Raw genomic sequence first — 17784 nt, 5'->3', positions numbered from 1 at the left:
CTGTCGGTGAGACGATGCGTATCAATCACGAACTGCACATTTGCTCGCAGATACGTAGGTTTACCCGGCGCTCGTGCTGTTTCCGCTTCTCGCGGGAGTCGCCAGCGCGGCGTTTTTTCTCCTGTTTTTCCTGCCGCTTCTGGTTGCGAACCTGATCGAGAGCGGGCTGGAGTATCTCGTTCTGTTCGTGTTGTACTTTCTCACGACGTTTCTCAGCACGTTCTCCCGCAGCGGCACCACGTTCCGTGAGACGTGGGGGGAGTCGATCGGAGCCGGGTTCGGGATCACGCTGATCGTCGCCGTCGTCGGCGTCGTGTTGGCGCTTGCCGCCCTCGCGGTCTCGGTTCCCGTCGCTGCGGTGTTTCCCGGACGCGGTGGCTCTCACGGTGTCGCCCGCTGATGAAGAGATGGCTCGTCTCGTCCGTCAGTCGTCGCCTTGGGCGTCGACGATGTGGACTTCGCCGTCCTCGACAGTGACGTTGATCAGGGTTTTCACGTCGTAGTCGGTGTCGTCGAGCTCGTTCTCACCGGCCTTCTTGATCACGGCGATGACGTCGACGACGTCCGCGCCCACCTCGTTCGTGAGCGCGTCGAGGATCGCCTTCATCGTACCGCCGGTCGAGAGTACGTCGTCGAGCACGAGCACTCGGTCGCCCGCCTCGACGTCGTTGATGTACATCTCCGACTCGGCGTACCCGGTCTCCTGAAACAGCGGCACCTCGCCATCGAGGCCGTACTGCCGTTTTCGAATGACGACGAGCGGGATATCCGTCATCAACGAGAGCGCGGTGGAGATGTGGATCCCCATCGCCGCGGGCGTGACGATCTTGTCGACGTTCTCGAGCTCGGCTTTCCGAATGATCCGGATGACGATCTCGCGGAGTAGTTCGGGTTCCAGCATCGGAACCCCGTCGCTTATCGGGTGGACGAAGTACTGATACTCGCCTTTCTCGATGATCGGCGCGTCAAGGAGCGACTGCCGCAACTGGTCCATGTCGCCGGTACTCGGGCGGATTAATAAAACGTGGCGGTTGCGGGATCGTCGTGTCCGACGGTGCCAAGCGACCGACCGAGTCCACCGGTCGCTAGCTGCATCGTCCCCGCCCATCTTTCGTTCGCATTTCGGTAACGCTGGCCGCCGATCGGTCGGTTCCCGGCCGAGCGTGACCGGAGCGGTCCACGCCGTCGCGTGGCTCGCCCGTCGTTTTTACCGCATGGCGACGAAGGGGGCGGTATGATCACGGTCAAAGACACCGTTCACGACCACATCGAGATCGACGGTGTTGCCGCCGATCTCCTCGACACGCCGGCGGTCCAGCGGCTTCGACACGTCAAACAGCTCGGCACCGTCCAGCTGGTGTACCCCTCGGCGAACCACACCCGATTCGAACACAGCCTCGGCGTCTACCATCTCGCCCGAAAGGCGCTCGAACATCTCGACATCGCGGGGAAGCACGCGGAACGGATCGAGGCGGCAGCGCTGCTACACGACGTCGGACACGGTCCGTTCAGCCACAACATCGAGGCGCTCACACACCGGCACACCGGAAAGTATCACGACGATGTCGCCGAGCTGTTACACCGGGGGCAGGTCGGAGAGGTGCTTCGTGACCACGACCTCGATCCGGACCGGATCGCGATGCTCGTCGCCGGCGAGGGGAAGTACGGTGCGCTCGTCTCCGGCGAGCTCGACGTCGACCGGATGGATTACCTCGTGCGCGACGCCTATCACACGGGCGTCCCGTACGGAACGATCGACACCGGGCGGTTCGTCCGGGAGCTGACGTTCACCGATTTCGATGGAGACGCACCAGCAGTTGCCGGGTCGGGAGCCACGAGCGGTGAGCGAACGGGGCCCCAGCTCGTCCTCGACGAGGGAAACGTCCAGACCGCCGAGAGCCTCCTTCTCGCACGGGCGTTGATGAACCCCGTCGTGTACACCCACCACGTCGCGCGCATCTCGAAGGCATTGCTGCGACGAGCGGCCGCCAAACTGCTCGAATCGACCGCGACGACCGCGTCCGATCTTCGGCGAATGGACGACCACGACTTCCTCGTCGCGCTGCGCGACTGTGACGCCACCGCCGAACTCTGTCGACGCTACGACGAACGCGACCTGTACAAACTCGCGGTGTGGGCGGAGTACGACGATGTCCCGGACCGCATTCACGAGGCGGATCACGAGACCGAGCGTTCGCTCGAACGCGAGATCGCCGAGGAGGCGGGCGTCGATCTCGACCGCGTCATTCTCGACGTGCCTCCGGAGCCGTCGATGCGGGAGTCGACGGCTCGCGTGACCGTCAACGGGGAGGTCCGGCGACTCGAACGACAGTCGCCGCTCGTCTCCGCCCTCCGCACCGCACAGCGGAACCAGTGGCGACTCGGCGTGTACGCGCCACGCCCGGAAACTGACCGCGTCGGTCGCGCGGCCGCCGCGGTGCTGGAGCTCGACCCAGAGGGGCTGGTGAGCGAAGTTCGACGGGCGATGCCAACGACGCTCGATGAATTTTAATCATATGAACATATTATCTGTTTCCTTTATGTTAATCAAATAATATTTTGTCTTGTTCACTTATCAGATGATTAGTTTTAGTTCTACAGCAAACGGCTATAGATTATTTATATTGTAGATATTTCCGAAAAATAAGTAAATAAATGATTTTCTGATTTGTATAGGCTCACAAAAGTCATCTGGGGTTAATATATTTTTGTAGAAATAATGATATTATTCCAAGACTCGTCGAACCGGGTTATCGGAACTACTACCCCGCCGCTCAAGCTTTACGAATATATTACTGTAATTTGGCCGGCTGGAGGTAGCCATTGTTTACTAAATGCGAACGTCCGGACTTTCGGAACAACTCCACGGTCGATCGCTCGTCGCTCATTTCAGCGACTCGCTAGCCTGTGACATGTTCAGGCGAGCTTCAACGACGTTCGCACTCTCTTTGAGCAGTCCCGGGAACTCCTCGTGACACGTTTCGTCGGTCAGTCGTCCGGTCGGACCGGACACGCTCATCCCACCTAACACCGCCCCAGTCTCGTCGCGGATCGGGACGCCAACCGCACGTATCCCGACGATCTCCTCCTCGTCGTTGACGGCGTATCCACGTTCCCGTATCGTGGCGAGTTCGTCCTTGAGCCGTTCGCGGTCGGTGATCGTGTTCGATGTCTTGTGCACGAGTCCGTGCGCATCCACTATTCGTTCGAGGCGTTCCTCGGGGAGATACGCCAACACGGCCTTGCCGCTCGCGGTGAAATGCAAGTAGTCGGCTTTCCGTTCTTTCGTCGTGTGGTACTCGCTACCGACGGCGTTCTCGCCGGCCACCTTGTAGATGTTGCGCTCTAACCCGTGTTGTTCACACATCAGATGTGCGTACTCCTTGCTCCGCTCGGCAAGGGATTCGACGACCGATTTTGCGTGTGGAAACAGGACGTGCCGATGCCGGACGCCGTTTCCGAGATACAGGAACTCGAGACTCAACTGATACGTGGTGCCCTCCTTTACCACCAGCTGACGCTCGCGAAGCGTGTTCAGGTATGCGTGTGCTGAACTCTTCGAGATGCCGACGTGATCGGCGACTACAGTCACACCGGCACCCCCGAGTTCGTCAAGCGCCTCGACGATGGCACACGCACGTGCTACCGTTTCGAGACGACGCGATGAGTTCTCCGTGGCCATTACCATCGGAGTCGACCGCAACGCTCATAACTCGTTCGCATGTGGGAAACGGTGTTTCACCGCCGTGAACGACGAGATACGAACATTTAAGAGATAATCACTCCCACCCGGAAGGTGATGATCGCGGTTTCCGAGACACGGCTCCGTGCCGACATCGAGGCCAACGCACAGTTCGGGTCGATAGCCGTTGATGAGGGACGCGGACGGACGGTGCTTACGGGAACCGACGCGAACCGAGACGCGCGAGACCACCTCGTGACACGGTTGAAGGACGCCGGATTAGCCGTCAGCGTCGACCGCGTCGGCAACATCGTCGGTCGGTGGGTGCCCGACACGGCGGACCCGAACGCCGCACCGATAGCCTCAGGAAGCCATCTCGACTCGGTTCCACGCGGTGGCATCTTCGACGGACCGCTTGGCGTGTACGCGGCGCTAGAATCGGTCCGGGCGTTACAGGCGTCGGCGGTCACGCCGTCCCGGCCGATCCACGTCGTCTGTTTCACGGAAGAGGAGGGGCAGCGATTCGGAAACGGGCTCCTCGGCTCCTCGGTCGCGACCGGACGCAGGGACTCCGAGGAGGCCCTGACGCTCACCGACGAGGCGGGAACGACGGTCGTGGAGTCGCTCGAGCGGATCGGCTATCACGGCGCCGGGCAGGTCGACGCGAGCAAATGGGATGCGTGGGTCGAACTCCATATCGAGCAGGGAACGCGTCTCGAGGACGCCGGATCACAGGCCGGCATCGTCACCGATATCGCAGGTATCACGCACTGTTACGTCGACATCTCCGGCCACGCCGACCATGCCGGGTCGACTCCGATGGGACGCCGGACCGACGCGATCGCGGCGGCAAGCGAGCTGGTTCTCGAGCTGGAGACCGAGGCGAATCGGGTCGTTTCCGAGACGTCGTCGACCGCGGTCGGAACCGTCGGAAAGCTTGACGCGTCGCCGAACGCCACGAACGTCATCGCCGGTGACGCTACCCTCGGAGTCGACATTCGGGATGTCAGCCACGAGTCGATCGAATCGCTCGTCGAGACGGTCGAGGCGAGCGCTCGCCGGCTGGAAGACGATCGTCACGTCGACGTCGACATCCGCCGACCGTACATGGTCCCTCCGGAGCCGATGGCCGAGCGGTGCCGGTCGGCGTTTCGCACTGCAGCGAAGCGCGCAAACGTCTCCACTCTGTCGTTGCATTCTGGGGCGGCTCACGATACGATGAACGTCGCCCGCGTGACCGACGCGGGACTACTGTTTGCCGTTTCGAGGGACGGCGTCTCACACAATCCGCTCGAATGGACGAGCTGGGCGGACTGTACTGCGGCGACCGCCGTGCTCGCCGGCGCGATCGCGGATCTCGCGACATGAGTGTCGGGTTCATGCATCTCGCGAGATAGGTGGCGAGCCAGTAACGCTGGTGGTCCATTGATGACGAAGATGGCGATGTCGTGCAGTAGTCGGTGGCTTTGCGGCGAGGAGCTTGACGGATTCGGGCCCTCCGGGCGGATGATCTGCATTGGGTCCGTCTACCATGGGTATGCCATTATATAGTTACGAGCGTCGTGGATGTCGCAACCCATATGTTTATATACTCTAACTCGCAACGCAGGGGTAGCGAATGAGAGCCACTAACAGTAGTCATTCCGCTTCGGAGACGTCAGAGGGGCCGAGCCGCCGATTGTTTATAAAAGCCGCCACCGCAGGTGTGCCGATCGCGTTCGCTGGCTGTCTCGGCGACGACGACGAAAACGGCGACGCCGGCAGCGGTGACGCGGAGACGGACGTCGAAACGCCGACCAGCGGCGGCGTGTCGGGAGAGAACGAACTGATCTGGGGCGGGAGCGTGCCGGTTCAGAGCCTCGACCCCCACTTCGAGAGCGCGGCGGCCACCGCTCGGGTTCTCGAAAACATCACGCAGGGTCTTCTCCGAGTCAACTGGGAGTACGAGCTAGAGCCGCTCCTCGCAGAGGACTGGGAGACGTCCGAGGACAACCTCGAGATAACGTTCTCGCTCCGCGAGGGCGTCGTGTTCCACGACGGCACCGCGTTCACCTCCGAGGACGTCATCGAGTCGTTCCGGCGGATCCGCGACGGCGGCGCGATCGCCGGCGAGTACATGGAGCGCGTCGACGAGATGGAGACGCCGGACGACCACACGTTCGTCATGCGGCTCGAGGAGCCGTTCGCACCGATGCTGTTCCGCATGGCGACATCGGACATGCATATCCTCACCGCCGAGCAGGCGGGACAGGACTCGATCAGCGAGCCGATCGGCACCGGTCCCTTCGAGTTCGACAGCATGGAGATCGACAACGAGTTCGTCATGACCAACTTCGACGAGTACTGGGACGACGAGCTCCCGTATCTCGATAAAGTGACCAAACTCGAGATCTCCGACGACGACAACCGACTGAACACGTTCTCCGCCGGCGAGCTCGACTTCATCAACGACGTGCCCCCGAGACACGCCGAGTCGCTCGAGGAGGATCCGGACGCCGATTTCATCAACCGGTTCCCCAAGTCGCTCGTCTACCTCGGCGTTAACTGCAACGAGCCGCCGTTCGACTCCCGGGACGCTCGACTCGCGCTGGAGTACGCCATCGACAAAGAGGAGGTCATGGAGGCGGCGCTGTACGGGCAGGGACAGGTCGCAACCAGTCCCGCCTCGCCGGGCAGCGAGTGGGAGCACCCCTCGCTCGAGCCGCGCGAACAGGACTTCGAGAAGGCACAGGAGCATCTGGAGGCCGCCGGCTACCCCGATGGTTTCGAAGCGACGTTCCAGATCCCGGAACAGTACAACGACCAGGTGACTGCCGCGCAGGTCATCGAGGCGTCGGCCGCGCAGGTCGGGATCGACCTCGACATCCAGCTCATCACGTGGAGCAACTGGCTCAGCGACGTGTACACTGACCGGGACTTCCAAGCGACGACGAGCTCGTACTTGGCGTTGTGGTTCCCCGACGCCGGCTTCCACCGGCCGCTCCACAGCGATGGCGCGTTCTTCTTCACCGGATGGGAGGACCAGGAGTACAACGACCTCATCGACGAGGCGCGGACGGTGTACGACATGTCCGAGCGGGCGCCGATCTATCACGAGGCTGCCGAACTGCTCAAGGAGCGCCGGTCCGGTCACATCCTGCTGTACTGGACCCCGACGCTCATGGCCCGCCACAACAACTACACCGGCGAAGTCATGTCTCCCGACGGGTCGACGTTCCGGTTCGAGGACACACAGCTGGAGTGACTCGCCGCGGATGCGAGTGACCCACCGACGCTCGATCGGTCGCCGACGGAGCGTATCCGCAACGGGATGCGTGTACCGTCCCGCCACCAGGCAGTCCGTACGCTGTTCTGGCATCGCGCGGACCCCACGCTGCTCGGTTACCGCGTGGGCCGGACGCCGCTCCGCTACCTGGCGGGTTGTACGGCGGATTCCGACTCCGGAATCACCGGAAGGTCGGGCCAACGGGTCGACTCGCAGTACTCCGACACACGACTTATAAATGGCATTCGTCAACTATCTCTTCAAACGGCTCGGGTTCATGGGGGTGACGCTGTTTCTCGTCACCCTCATCACGTTCGGACTCACGAACGTCCTTCCGGGAAACGTCGCACTTCTCATCCTCGGTCCGAACGCGACGGAGGCATCGATCGCTCAGCTGGAAGCTCGGCTCGGGTTGAACCAGCCGCTGTACGTCCAGTACATCGACTGGATCGTCGGGTTGCTGCAGGGGGATATGGGAACCTCACTGCGGTACAACACGCCGGTCGTCGACCAGATCGCGGTCCGCCTGCCGCGGTCGCTGCTGCTGGCCGTCTCCGCAACGGTGATCTCGGTGACGCTTTCGATCCCGCTTGGCGTGCTCGCCGCGGTAAAAAAGAACACGCCGACGGATCTCACCGCGTCGATGCTGGCGTTCGTCGGCCTCTCGCTGCCGATCTTTCTGTGGGGGCTCGTGTTCATCTACGTGTTCGCGCTGTCGCTCGGCGGCTTTCCGACCCGGGGATACGTCTCGCCGTGGGAGGATCCGGTTGCGGCGGTCCACCACCTGATCCTGCCGGCCAGTGCCATGGGCGTGGCGTTGACGGCGTACATCATGCGGATGACCCGGTCGAGCATGATCGACGAGCTGAGCGAGGACTACGTGGAGTTCGCTCGATCGAAGGGGCTCACCGAGCGCACCGTCGTCGTGCGACACGCGCTCAAAAACGCCGCGATCCCCGTGATCACCGTCATCGCGTTCCAGTTCAGCTACGCGTTCGGCGGCGTCGTCGTGTTAGAGGAGGTGTTCTCCTGGCCCGGGATCGGTCGGCTCACGTTGACGGCGATCGAGAACCGTGACATCCCGCTGTTGCAGGGCTGTATCATCGTGATCGCACTGATATACATGATATCGAACTTCCTCGCGGACGCGTTCTACGCGTACGTGGATCCGCGGATCAGATACGGAGGGTCCGAGTAATGGGACTCGACGAGTTCAGACTCACGGAGGAGCGCAAGGAACACTACGCGCGGTTCGCCAGACAGTTCCGACGCAACCAGAAGGCGATGATCGGGGTGGCCATCGTCGTCGGGCTGTTCCTCATCGCGATCGTCACGTACCTGATCCCGGAGATCGTTCCGTACGACCCCGGCGCGACGAACGTCCCGAACCGGGAGGCCGCTCCGTCGTTGGAGCACCCGATGGGCACCGACGACCTCGGACGAGACGTGTTCAGCCGCGTCGTGCTCGGCACGCAGATCTCGCTGTACGTCGGGTTCACCTCGATCAGCGCGGCGATGGTGATGGGCACCTCGATCGGGATCGTCGCGGGATACTACCAGGGACTCGTCGACGAGGGGCTGATGCGGGCGATGGACGCAATGATGTCGTTCCCGCCGATCCTGCTCGCGTTGACGATCGTCGCCGTCATGGAGCCGAGCCTGAACAACGTCATCATCGCGCTGGCGTTCGTGTACACGCCGTTCATCGCACGCGTGGCGCGGAGCGCGGCGCTGTCGGTTCGCAACGAGTCGTACATCGAGGCCGCGAAGGCGCGGGGAGAAAGCGACCCGTACATCATCTTCCGGGAGGTGCTGCCGAACTGCGTCGGTCCGCTGCTCGTCCAGGGGTCGATAAACATCGCGTTCACGATGCTTCTGGAGGCGAGCCTCTCGTTCCTCGGACTCGGCGTGCAGCCGCCGGAGCCGTCCTGGGGACTGATGATAAACTCCGGATGGGCGTACATGGGTGACGCGCCGTGGATGGTGTTTTTCCCGGCGCTGGCGATCGCGATCGCCGTGATCGGCTTCAACCTGCTCGGCGACGGACTGCGCGACGTGCTGGACCCGAAGGGGGAGATCATCGAATGACGAGACACGATACGAACTCACCGCGAACGACGGGCGAGACGGGCGATCGAGACGACACCGGCGGACGAGGTGACCGAGCCACCGACGGCGGCGAGCAGCCGCTCCTGTCGGTCGACTCGTTGCGAACGCAGTTCCGCACGGAGGACGGCACGGTCACCGCCGTCGACGACGTCTCGTTCTCGCTCGAACGCGGAGAGGTGATGGGGATCGTCGGCGAGTCCGGCGCCGGAAAGAGCGTCACCGCGCGGTCGATCATGCGGCTGATACGGTACCCCGGAGAGATCGTCTCCGGGTCCGTCACCTTCGACGATCAGGACCTCCTGGCGCTGTCGGACGCGGAGATGCGAAGCGTCCGCGGGAACGAGATCACGCTGATCCCGCAGGACCCGATGACGTCGCTCAATCCGGTGTTGACGGTTGGTCAACAGATGATCGAGACGATCGAGCTCCATCAGGATGTCGACCGCCAGGAGGCGCGTTCGATCGCGATCGAGGCGATGCGGGAGGTGGAGATCCCCGCCGCCGAGACGCGGATCGACGAGTATCCACACGAGTTCTCCGGCGGGATGCGCCAGCGGATCCTCATCGCGATCGGGCTCGCGTGCGAGCCGGAGCTGATCATCGCCGACGAGCCGACGACGGCACTCGACGTCACGACACAGGCGAAGATCCTCGACCTGCTCAACGACCTCCGCGAGAAACACGGCGTGTCGATCCTGATGATCACCCACAATCTGGGGGTCGTCGCCCAGACCTGTGACCGCGTCGGCGTGATGTACGCCGGCAACCTCGTGGAGACCGGTGCGGTGACGGACGTGTTCGAGCGTCCCCGCCACCCGTACACCCGGACGCTGATCGACGCAATCCCCGCGGTCGACGGTGACCGCAACCGACTGTACGCCCTCCCGGGGTCGATGCCGGATCTCAAGACGCTTCCGGACGGCTGCAACTTTGCCGACCGCTGTCCGCACGTCAAGCCGGCGTGCCGAACCGGCGGAGACCCCGAACTCGAGCCCGTTTCGGACGGGACGGGGTCGGCGGCCGCATGCGTTCGCTCCGCGGAGCTGGATCTCTCCGAGCCCGCGACGACGGACGACGGGCCGCGACAGCGAAAGGAGATCGACGACGATCCACTGTTAGACGTTAGGAAGTTAAAAAAGCATTTCCCCTCCGGTGACGGGCTGTTCGGCAACCTCTCGCTGGCGCGGACGGACGGCGGCGGGCTGACGCTCGAACGCCGGTACGTCAAGGCGGTCGACGGCGTGAGCTTTACGATCAACCGCGGAGAGACGGTCGGACTCGTCGGGGAGTCCGGCTGCGGCAAGTCCACGGTCGCACGAACCGTCCTCAAGCTGCTCGAACCGACCGACGGCGAGGTGTACTTCGACGGACAGCCGCTCCACGAACTCGACAAGTCGTCGATCCGAAGCCTCCGTCGCGAGATGCAGATCGTCTTCCAGGACCCGAAGAGCTCGCTCAATCCCCGGAAGACGGTCGGACAGATCATCGGCCGCGGGATGGAGAAGCACGGCATCGCCAGCGGCGAGGAGAAGCGCGAGCGCATCGCCGACCTGCTCACCCGAGTGGGGCTCCAGGCGGACGACGCCGAGAAGTACCCGCACCAGTTCTCCGGCGGCCAACAGCAGCGTATCGCGATCGCGAACGCGCTCGCCGTCGAGCCCGACCTGATCGTCTGTGACGAGCCGGTGTCGGCGCTCGACGTCTCCGTACAGGCGCAGATACTCAACCTGCTCGACGACATCCAGTCGGAGTTCGGTCTGTCGTACTTGTTTATCTCACATAATATCAGCGTAGTCCAACATATCTGCGATCGAGTTGCGGTGATGTATCTCGGCGAGATCGCGGAGATCGGCTCCGTCGACCAGGTGTTCGACGCGCCGTACCATCCGTACACGGAGAGCCTGCTGTCGGCGGTGCCACATCCCACGCCGGAGCAACGGACCGATCGGATCCTGCTCGAGGGTGTCGTTCCGAGTCCGCTCGACCCGCCGAGCGGCTGCTCGTTCCACACTCGTTGTCCGAAGAAGATCGGCGACGTGTGCGAGACCGACGTGCCGGTCCCCGAGCCGGTCGCCGGCGAGGAGTCCCATCGGATCGCCTGTCACCTGAGCGAGGCCGAGATGGGTGAGCCGCTGTATGCGACCGACGCGGACCGGGCGGACGAGGCGGCGGACGGTCGGGACCGCACGGCGACGGACGGACACGATCCGACGGCGGCGGGAGAGTGACGTTCTCGATCTGCGCGTCGGTCGATGGCCGGCACGGCGCGGCGATAGCGACGCACGCGATCGCGGTGGGGTCGACGGCTCCGTTCGTGGGACGGCGTGGAGCCGTCTGCACGCAGGCGATGACGAACACGCCGCTCGGCGTCCGTTCGATCGACCGCATGCGCCAGGGCACGCCGATCGACGAGACCGTTTCTGCGCTGCTGAAAGCCGACGAGCATGCCCCATTGCGACAGGTTCACGGCGTCGACGCGGACGGGCACACGGTCGCACACACCGGGTCGGAGTGTGAGCCGTACGCGGGCGACACCTGCACCGACCGTGACGCGATCGGCGGGAGCGACGGTTCCGGAGGAGTGTACACGGTTGCCGGCAACATGCTCGCCGGAGGATCGGTGATAGCTGCCGTTGCGGACGCGTTCGAGGACGCTGCGGGTCTCACATTGGACCGGCGATTGCTGGTCGCGCTCCGTGCCGGCGAGGACGCGGGCGGCGACAAGCGCGGTCCCAGCGCGCAAAGCGCCGCGCTCGCGGTGTTCGACCCGGAGCAGCCGCGGATCGAACACGACCTGCGAGTCGACGAACACGCGGACGCAGTCACCGAACTCGAGCGCGTTCACGAGGCGGCCGCCACCGAGGGAGCGGAGTGGATGACGGAGTACCCCGAGCTGAACCTCCAGCGCTTCCCGACGATTGCACGTGGTGTCGATAACGACGGTGGATAGTCAACCGCCCAGGGGGCAACCCCCCGAGGTATCCGCCTCGATTCCTGACGAAGACGGCACACACGTCGGTCGCGACCGTGCCTGCCACGGCTATGCCGACGCCAATTGAATATTTATGAATCTATATCTTTTTTAGAAGCTGTTTGATATCGTACTACTCTCTCGTGAGCCGTGGGTTCGTCACCGCGCCCTCCGACGCGGAGGCGAAGTCCCGTCCGTACTTCGCGAGCACCCCACCCTCGTACGGCGGCTCGGGCGTCTCCCACCCTTCGCGCCGCTCGGCCAACTCCTCGTCGGAGAGATCCACGGAGAGGGTCCTGTCTGGAATGTCGACGGTGACGTGGTCGCCGTCCTCGATCAGGCCGATCGGGCCGCCGACGGCGGCCTCGGGCGCGACGTGACCGATCATCGGTCCGCGGGTGCCGCCGGAGAACCGGCCGTCGGTGAGCAGCGCCACGTCGTCCTCGTGGCCCGCCCCGACGACGGCGGCGGTGACGCCGAGCATCTCCCGCATGCCGGGGCCGCCCCGCGGTCCCTCGTTTCGGATGACGATGACGTCGCCGGAGTCGATCTCGCCGGACTGGACGTACGCCATCGCGTCCTCCTCGTTCTCGAAGATCCGGGCCGGCCCCTCGTGATGGAACTGGTCGTCGCCGGTCACCTTGAGCACGGAGCCGTCCGGCGCGAGGTTTCCGGAGAGGATCTTGATCGCGCCCTCCGCCTCTTTGGGCTCGTCGACGGTGTAGAGGAACTCCTCGTCGATCGCGTCGTCGTCCGGGAGGGTGCCGTCCGCCTCGAGGGCCGCCAGCTCCTCGGCGAGCGTGTTGCCGGTGACCGTCATCGCGTCGCCGTGAAGCAGGTCCGCTGCCAACAGTCTGCGGATCACGACCGGGACGCCGCCGATCTCGTGGAGGTCGTTCATCACACGGGTGCCGCCGGGCTGTAGGTCGGCGATCTTCGGGGTGCGTCGGGAGATCTCGTCGAACTCCTCGATCGAGAGGTCGACGTCGGCTTCGGCGGCGAGCGCGAGCAGGTGTAACACGCCGTTCGTCGAGCCGCCGATCGCGGTCTGGACGGCGATCGCGTTCTCGAACGATTTCTTCGAGAGAATATCGGAGGGTCGTCGGTCGTTTTCGATGCAGTCGACGACGAGCTCGCCCGCACGCTCGGCGATCTCGTAGCGCTCCTCGTCCTCGGCCGGCGCGGACGCGGAGCCGAGCGGTGCGAGTCCAAGCGCCTCGGAGATCGACGCCATCGTGTTGGCGGTGAACATCCCGCCACACGAGCCCGCCCCCGGACAGGCGTGTCGCTCGAGCTCGTCGAGCTCCTCGCCGCTCATCTCTCCCTGGGCGTACGCGCCGACGCCCTCGAACACCTGGACGATGGTGACGTCCCGTCCGTCGTGCTGGCCCGGCATGATCGAGCCGCCGTACAGGAACACCGAGGGAAGATCCGTCCGGATCGACGCCATCATCATCCCGGGGAGGTTCTTGTCACAGCCCGCCACGGTGACCAGCGCGTCCATACGCTCGCCGAAGGAGACGAGCTCGACGGAGTCGGCGATCAGCTCCCGGGAGATGAGACTCGCTTTCATCCCCTCGGTGCCCATCGAGATGGCGTCGGAGATCGTGACGGTGCCGAACTCGATCGGCATCCCGCCCGCCTCGTCGATCCCGTCGATCGCGGCCGCGGCGACGTCGTCGAGGTGGACGTTACACGGCGTGATATCGGCCGCGGGGTTCGGAACGCCGACGATCGGCGAAGAAAGATCCTCGTCGTCGAATCCCATCGCGCGGAACATCGACCGGTGGGGGGCGCGTGCCGCTCCCTCGGTGACGTCCTTGCTCGGGAGGTCGTCGTCCTTCTCGCCGGCGAACCGGTCGGCGTCGCCGCGACGGCGCCGACCGACGTCGGCCGCGTCTTCGGCGGGTGGCTCCTGTTTGCTCATACCTCACCCGTGGCTCTCGGGGGTCTTAAATCGACGCAAGAGAGCCCGTGGGGGTCGGCCGAAACGCGTCGAGGCTGACGGAAAGCGTGCGACGAGCTACGCGAACGTCTCGAGGATCCCCGCGCCGTCGGTGCTGTCGGCGACGTCCGGCAGCGTCGCGCGCTCGGGGTGGGGCATCAGCACGGCGACCGTCTCGCGCTCGCCAAGGATCCCGGCAACGTTGTCGGTCGAGCCGTTCGGGTTCGCCGCGTCGGTCACGCGACCGTCCGCATCACAGTACCGGAACAGCACGCGGTCGTCGTCGAGCAGTTCCTCGAACGCGTCGTCGCCGATCTCGAACCGCCCCTCGCCGTGTGCGATCGGGACCTCGATCACGTCGCCCTCGTCGTAGGCGGCCGTCCACGGAGTGTCCGCACGCTCGACGCGCAGGTGGACGGACTCACACTGGAACCGCGCGGAGGCGTTCGTCGTGAACGCGCCCGCGGTGAGACCGGATTCGGAGCCGATCTGTGCGCCGTTGCAGACGCCGAGCACCGGAACGCCGTCGCCGGCAGCCGCCCGGACGTCGTCCATGATCGGGGCGCGGGCGGCCATCGCGCCCGCCCGAAGGTAGTCGCCGTACGAGAAGCCGCCAGGGATGAGGATGCCGTCGGCGTCTTCGGGAACGCCGTCCTCGTGCCAGACGCGTTCGGCGTCGACTCCGAGGTGCCCGAGCGCGCGGACCGCGTCGCGGTCGCAGTTCGATCCGCCGAACTGGATCACTGCGACCGTCATCGTTCCGCGACCGCGACCTCGTAGTCGTGGATCGTCGGGTTCGCGAGGAGCCGCTCGGCCATCTCGTCGGCGCGCTCGGCCGCGGCGTCAGCGTCCGCGGCGTCAAGGTCGATCTCGAACCGGTCGGCAGAGCGAAGCGCCTCCAGATCGAACCCGAGCCGTTCGAGCGCTTGCTTCGTCGTTTCGGCCTCCGGGTCGAGGACGCCCCGCTTCAGCCGAACCGTCACGGTCGCGGTGTATGCCGTCATCGTCCGAGAGTGCGGGGTCGTGGGTAAAAGACGTTTTGGAACGGTGATGATATGCACGAGCATGGATCCTGTCTGTCGAGCCGGCGGCTGACGCCGGCCTACGTCGCGAGCCAGCGGGTATCGCGTGTCCGGCCCGTACTCTCCTCACGGGTCCGGCCCGTACTCTCCTCACGGGTCCGGCCCGTACTCTCCTCACGGGTCCGGCCCGTACTCTCCTCACGGGTCCGGCCCCTACTCTCCTCACGGGTCCGGCCCCTACTCTCTTCACGAATCGGGCTCCGACCCGACCGTCGCCTCGAGGCCGAGACCGATCCGGGAGCCGTACCGGTCCCAGACGACGACGAGCGACGGAACTAAGACGATCGAACAGAGGTACGCGTACAACACGCCGAGCCCGAGCAGCGCGCCGAAGTCCTGGATCAGGGGGATAACCGCGAGCCACAGGACGCCGAGCCCGGTGACGGTCGTGAGCATGCTCCCCGTGAGCGCGCCGCCGGTTCCACGGATCGTCACGTCGAGGGCGTCTTGCAGCTCGCGTCCGGCTTTGTACTCATCGACGAACCGGTGGACGAAGTGCACGGTGTAATCCACGCCGAGTCCGATCGACACCGAAAGTATCGGGGCGTTGATCGGCGTCAGCGAGATCCCGAGCAGTCGCATGGAGCCGACGAGCAGCCCGACCGTCGCGAGCACCGGAATGAGGTTTATCAGCCCATACACGGCTTTTCCCTCCAGATAGCGATACGAGAGCATGAGAAACACCGCCGTAAGGAGGAACGCGGCGATCAGGCTCCGGACGGCCGAATCGAGCAGAATGTCGACGACCGCCTCATCGACAACGAGCTGGCCCGTGGGCACCGTCTCAAGCGGAGTCCGATCGGACAGCTCCCGGAGGTCGGCGACCGCCTCGGAGCCGTCGACACCGGGCTTGATCGTGTAATCGATCCGCGCGCTGCCGCGGTCCGCGGCGATGTACCCTCGGGCTTCCGTCTCCGCCTCGGAAGCGAGCAGCTCGTCGTACACCGCGTCGACGTTGCGATCGGGAACGCCCGTCCCGAGGCGGTCGTTCCGATCGACGGTGCGGGCGAACGCCGGGTCCCGCGCGGCGTGGTCGTCGATGATCGTGACGATGCTCGTCGCGTCCGCTCGCCAGTTGTCGCTCGACTCGAACGAATCCGGCGGGTTCCGCGTCGTCCGGTCGATCAACTCGAGGGCGTCGTCGTCCCGTATCGACTGGTCGACGTACAGCGTCACCGACCCGACGAAGTCCTGCTCGAACTCCTCTTCGAAGAGTGTGAGCACCTGCAGGAACGTGTACTCGCTCGGCGCGAACGGCTCCGGGAGGGTAGAATACAGCTCCAGTCGGTCCTCGTCGGGGAAAAACGCCTCCTCGGAGAACTCCGTGTCGACGCCGGTCCCGTACGCGCCGCCGGCCGCGGCCGTCACGAGCACGAGGACGACGACGGCGACGGGTGCGATCCGGGAGAGATCGACGCCCACTCGGAGGAGCCGAGCGAGTCTCGACCCGCCGGAGCCGAGTGGACTGGATCCGAATTCTGGGATCGGCAGCCGACCACGCCAGCGGTCGACGAGTACCTTTGCGGCCGGGAGGTATATTCCGAACACTAAAAGCGTGAACACCATTCCGACCGCCGCGACGATCCCGAAATCGCGGTTCGGCTGGAACGGACTCACGAGGTTCGCGGCGAAGCTGAACACGGTCGTGATCGTCACGAGGAGAAAGGCGATCACGAGCTGGTCCGTCGTGAGCCGCATCGAGTCGGCGATCGCTTCGCCAGCCAGTCGCTCCTCGCGATACCGGTTGATGATATGGATCCCGAAGTCGATTCCCACGGCGAGAAGCAGCGGGAAGACGGTGATCAACGCGTCGGAGAACTGAATGCCGACGTACCCCATGAAACCGAACGTCCACAGTACCGACATCACGAGCGCGGAGAGTCCGATCGTCATGTCGACTGGGTCGCGGTAGGCGACGAGGAGGAAAAACAGGATGAAAACCAGCGCCGCGGGGAACACGAGCGTCGCGGTGTCGGTCAACAGCGCGTTGATCTCTGACTGCAGGATCCCCGAGCCGAACAGGATCGCGTTCTCACCCGCCTCGTTGCCGGGAACGGTGTCGACGATCTCGACGCTTCGCGTCTGCAGGGCCGTCACTCGGTCGGTCGTCGCGGCTCCCGGCACGTCGTAGGTTATCCCAACGATCGCCGTACCGGCCCGCTGTGCCGTCGGATTGTACTCGGCGGACACCTGTGTGCCGACCGCTCCCGTCTCGTCGGCGTCCGCGATCGCCGTCTCCAGCTCGCGTGGCGTCGCCTCCTCGACCGCGGTCCGCTGCTCACCGGGGGTTTCGGCGGTCGGATCCAGCTGCTGTCCGACCGCGTTCGCGTGGCTGGTCGACGAGGAGACCCGAAGCGTGGAGCGTGACTCCAGCCGGTGTTGGGTTTCCAGAATCCTGACCAGCCCGCTCCGCGACAGCACGTTGTCGTCGGAGACGATCAGCTGTGCCGTCGTGACGTCGGTTCCGATCGCCGTCTCGAACTCCTCGTCGATCTCGTCAAGCGCCTCCTGTGCCGGGATATCCTCGGTGAACTGGTCCGCTCCCGCCGCGGTGGTTATCGCCGTCAGGCCCCCCGCAGCAACGACGCTGACCAGGAGGAACGCGACGACCACGACTGCCGGCCGATCGGTGACTGCTGCGTTGACGCCCTCGACGAACCGGTCTGCGGCGCTCACGATCCCCTCCGACGCCGAAGCTGCCGACGATCCCGTGACCGGAGCGGACGACCA

The 17784-nt window shown here is 64.6% G+C and carries 14 protein-coding genes; 8 read left to right on the top strand and 6 right to left on the bottom strand.

The genetic code is table 11. The features are described 5' to 3' along the window. Positions 1–73: 73 nt before the first annotated feature. Positions 74–400, top strand: coding sequence for a hypothetical protein (locus tag ACYQ0R_RS04825; RefSeq protein WP_459821212.1), 327 nt, complete (start codon positions 74–76; stop codon positions 398–400). A 24-nt stretch (positions 401–424) separates the two neighbouring features. On the opposite strand, the gene hpt is transcribed toward ACYQ0R_RS04825, so the two are convergent. Beyond that, a complete protein-coding gene (hpt, locus tag ACYQ0R_RS04820; RefSeq protein WP_459821210.1) occupies positions 425–994 on the bottom strand; it encodes a hypoxanthine/guanine phosphoribosyltransferase in 570 nt (189 codons plus the stop codon). A 240-nt stretch (positions 995–1234) separates the two neighbouring features. On the opposite strand from hpt, the gene ACYQ0R_RS04815 reads away from it, so the two are divergent. Further along, positions 1235–2512, top strand: a complete 1278-nt coding sequence (locus ACYQ0R_RS04815; protein ID WP_459821208.1) for an HD domain-containing protein — start codon at positions 1235–1237, stop codon at positions 2510–2512. 372 nt (positions 2513–2884) lie between these two features. Here ACYQ0R_RS04815 and ACYQ0R_RS04810 read toward each other — a convergent pair whose 3' ends face one another. Next, positions 2885–3688, bottom strand: coding sequence for an IclR family transcriptional regulator (locus ACYQ0R_RS04810; protein WP_459821206.1), 804 nt, complete (start codon positions 3686–3688; stop codon positions 2885–2887). 114 nt (positions 3689–3802) lie between these two features. Here ACYQ0R_RS04810 and ACYQ0R_RS04805 point away from each other — a divergent pair, with 114 nt between their 5' ends. The 6 genes from ACYQ0R_RS04805 (at position 3803) to ACYQ0R_RS04780 (ending at position 12006) form a co-directional block, all read left to right on the top strand. Next, positions 3803–5050, top strand: a complete 1248-nt coding sequence (locus tag ACYQ0R_RS04805; protein WP_459825675.1) for a Zn-dependent hydrolase — start codon at positions 3803–3805, stop codon at positions 5048–5050. A gap of 250 nt (positions 5051–5300) precedes the next feature. Then, positions 5301–6926, top strand: coding sequence for an ABC transporter substrate-binding protein (locus ACYQ0R_RS04800; RefSeq protein WP_459821204.1), 1626 nt, complete (start codon positions 5301–5303; stop codon positions 6924–6926). A 259-nt stretch (positions 6927–7185) separates the two neighbouring features. Beyond that, entirely contained in the window at positions 7186–8145 is a 960-nt protein-coding gene (locus ACYQ0R_RS04795) for an ABC transporter permease (protein ID WP_459821202.1), read from the top strand. Further along, a complete protein-coding gene (locus ACYQ0R_RS04790) occupies positions 8145–9035 on the top strand; it encodes an ABC transporter permease (RefSeq protein WP_459821200.1) in 891 nt (296 codons plus the stop codon). Before ACYQ0R_RS04795 ends, ACYQ0R_RS04790 begins: the two co-directional genes overlap by 1 nt. Continuing rightward, positions 9032–11284 carry a dipeptide ABC transporter ATP-binding protein gene (locus tag ACYQ0R_RS04785; protein ID WP_459821198.1) on the top strand — a complete coding sequence of 751 codons (2253 nt, stop codon included), beginning with the start codon at positions 9032–9034 and terminating at the stop codon, positions 11282–11284. The genes ACYQ0R_RS04790 and ACYQ0R_RS04785 overlap by 4 nt, the downstream gene beginning before the upstream one ends. Continuing rightward, entirely contained in the window at positions 11281–12006 is a 726-nt protein-coding gene (locus tag ACYQ0R_RS04780; protein ID WP_459821196.1) for a DUF1028 domain-containing protein, read from the top strand. The genes ACYQ0R_RS04785 and ACYQ0R_RS04780 overlap by 4 nt, the downstream gene beginning before the upstream one ends. Positions 12007–12160: 154 nt before the next feature. Here ACYQ0R_RS04780 and ilvD read toward each other — a convergent pair whose 3' ends face one another. The 4 genes from ilvD to ACYQ0R_RS04760 form a co-directional block, all read right to left on the bottom strand. Beyond that, entirely contained in the window at positions 12161–13954 is a 1794-nt protein-coding gene (ilvD, locus tag ACYQ0R_RS04775) for a dihydroxy-acid dehydratase (protein WP_459821194.1), read from the bottom strand. Between the two features lie 96 nt (positions 13955–14050). Next, a complete protein-coding gene (gene purQ / locus ACYQ0R_RS04770; RefSeq protein WP_459821192.1) occupies positions 14051–14728 on the bottom strand; it encodes a phosphoribosylformylglycinamidine synthase I in 678 nt (225 codons plus the stop codon). After that, positions 14725–14976 (bottom strand): phosphoribosylformylglycinamidine synthase subunit PurS, encoded by a 252-nt coding sequence (gene purS / locus ACYQ0R_RS04765; protein ID WP_459821190.1) that lies wholly within the window; start codon positions 14974–14976, stop codon positions 14725–14727. The genes purQ and purS overlap by 4 nt, the downstream gene beginning before the upstream one ends. Before the next feature lie 264 nt (positions 14977–15240). Continuing rightward, on the bottom strand, positions 15241–17730 hold the full coding sequence (locus tag ACYQ0R_RS04760) for an efflux RND transporter permease subunit (RefSeq protein ID WP_459821188.1): 2490 nt from the start codon (positions 17728–17730) through the stop codon (positions 15241–15243). Positions 17731–17784: the final 54 nt, after the last annotated feature.

Source organism: Halorubrum luteum, assembly GCF_054652935.1.
This window is presented reverse-complemented; position numbering and strand designations above follow the sequence as displayed.

Bases quoted from the DNA above. Each gene is read 5' to 3' on its own strand.
- hpt (WP_459821210.1), bottom strand. From the start codon at position 994: ATGGACCAGTTGCGGCAGTCGCTCCTTGACGCGCCGATCATCGAGAAA.
- ACYQ0R_RS04815 (WP_459821208.1), top strand. From the start codon at position 1,235: ATGATCACGGTCAAAGACACCGTTCACGACCACATCGAGATCGACGGT.
- ACYQ0R_RS04810 (WP_459821206.1), bottom strand. From the start codon at position 3,688: ATGGTAATGGCCACGGAGAACTCATCGCGTCGTCTCGAAACGGTAGCA.
- ACYQ0R_RS04800 (WP_459821204.1), top strand. From the start codon at position 5,301: ATGAGAGCCACTAACAGTAGTCATTCCGCTTCGGAGACGTCAGAGGGG.
- ACYQ0R_RS04795 (WP_459821202.1), top strand. From the start codon at position 7,186: ATGGCATTCGTCAACTATCTCTTCAAACGGCTCGGGTTCATGGGGGTG.
- ACYQ0R_RS04790 (WP_459821200.1), top strand. From the start codon at position 8,145: ATGGGACTCGACGAGTTCAGACTCACGGAGGAGCGCAAGGAACACTAC.
- ACYQ0R_RS04785 (WP_459821198.1), top strand. From the start codon at position 9,032: ATGACGAGACACGATACGAACTCACCGCGAACGACGGGCGAGACGGGC.
- ilvD (WP_459821194.1), bottom strand. From the start codon at position 13,954: ATGAGCAAACAGGAGCCACCCGCCGAAGACGCGGCCGACGTCGGTCGG.
- purQ (WP_459821192.1), bottom strand. From the start codon at position 14,728: ATGACGGTCGCAGTGATCCAGTTCGGCGGATCGAACTGCGACCGCGAC.
- purS (WP_459821190.1), bottom strand. From the start codon at position 14,976: ATGACGGCATACACCGCGACCGTGACGGTTCGGCTGAAGCGGGGCGTC.